This window comes from Rhodoferax sp. RT5P35 (assembly GCF_056521385.1).
Map to the genome: position 1 here is coordinate 1 of NZ_JBWMAX010000039.1, position 1702 is coordinate 1702.

Here is a 1702-nt window from a genome sequence, read left to right on the forward strand (position 1 = left end):
GCGTAAGCAGGGTGCCCAGCCGCTCGATGGCACCCGAGAATGGCCCGATCTCCACCTGGAACGAGCCCGACAGCTCCACCTCGATCTTGTCCAGGTTGTCGGCTTTCTTCAATTCGAAGGTCAGGAACGGAATCTGCACCGGGCTGTTGGGGATGCGCTCTAGCGGGATGGTGGCCCGCAGGCCCGTGCCGTCTTTGAGCCGCAGGCCGCCCGCCATGTCGGCAATCAGCCCGAAGGTCAGCGCCACCTCGATGGCATCGCCCAGCACCGCGCCCAGGAAGGGGTCGTCGCCCACCTTGAGCGACAGCACGCTCTCGGCCAGGTCAAACTCCACCTTGGGCTGCAGGTTGTCCAGCGTGAAGCCGCCGGTCATCCGGCCAATGGTGAAGTGGGTTTGGGCCGGGTCGCCCAGCACCAGGGGCTGGTTGCGGCTGAACAGCAGGCCCAGGGCCGTGGTGCCGGTGAGCACCGGCGCGGCCAGCGGTGGCAGCGGGATGGCCAGTTGCGGCAGGTCGATTTGCAGCGTGACCTTGCCGTCGGCCTTGAGCTCCAGCGCAAAACCCTGGTCGACCCCGGTGCTGGATCGCAGCGTGGAGGTGAGCTCGGCATACAGCTTGTGCAGGGGCAGGTCGTAACCCAGCAGCAGGTCCAGGCTGCCATTCGCGCCCCCGGCCAGCTGGAAGGCGCGGCTGGCTACCAGTGGTGGCAGTTCGATGCCGGGGCCGCGGGGCACCAGCCAGCCCTTGGCATCGTCCAGATTCGGTGCCGCAAAGGCCCGGTCCAGCAGGGTGCCGATGGCCATGACCACCAGGCCCAGCGTCATCTGCGCCTCGGCAAAGGCGGCGGGGGTGGGCGGGCTGGCGGCGGTTGCGCCCAGCAGGCGGTAGACCAGCAGCTTGGCGGGCGGATCGCTGGCGGGTTGGTCGGCATCGCCGCTGACGATCAGCAGCAGCTTGGCAATCGAGTACGCGCTGGGCGGCTTGCCGGGGCTGGCCGAGGTGATGCGGTGGATTTGCTGGACGACCTTGGACAAATCCCCCAGCCCTACCGTGCCGTCGCCGATGTGGGCCAGCAGCTCGCCCACGGTTTTCAGCGCCGCCAGGGTTTCGCCCACCACCATGGCTGCCGTCGCCAGCGACTGGGCTTCGGCGTTGCTGGCGTGGAAGCTGTCGGGGTTGATGGTGGCGGCGGTTTGGTCCAGTGCCAGCCCGAGCCGGGTGCGCAGCGCGTCGGCCAGGGGCGTGGCCAGCGCGGGCGGCTGGATGTCGGCCTGCAGCGCGGCCACGCTGCCCTGGAGCCACAGAAATGCGCGCAAAAAAACGGTGTCAGCAGTGCCAGCCATGCGGATTCCTTCACGGATGAGCCTGTAAGCGCATTTTTGGCTCGAAAGGCTCACGCGAGGTTAGGCGGGGTGGCGGGTTACGTCAATTGCCTTGTGCGGCGGGGTGGGGCAGACATCCCTAGTTTTGTGGATGAATGCAGAAAGAGGTATTTTTAGACGCTAAAAATACCTGTAGCGCTTTCCAAATATTGATTTATAGCTATATTTTATATAGCGGTTTTAGTCTCAAGAAGACTTAATCCGATACGCTTTCAATAGTGCGTCATAGGTAAATCCCGCGACATCATCGCCGCGACGGCCATTGAGCACCGAGTCATAAAAGGCCTTGACGGTGGGGTTTTTAACTTCGCCCCAAAGTTG

General features: G+C 64.3%; 1 protein-coding gene. It reads right to left on the minus strand.

Annotation, left to right across the window (positions count from 1 at the left end; translation table 11 throughout):
• Nucleotides 1-1342 (minus strand): hypothetical protein (locus AC097L_RS23255; protein ID WP_479589114.1); only part of this gene is annotated, 1342 nt, incomplete at its 3' end.
• Between the last annotated feature and the right edge of the window lie 360 nt (nt 1343-1702).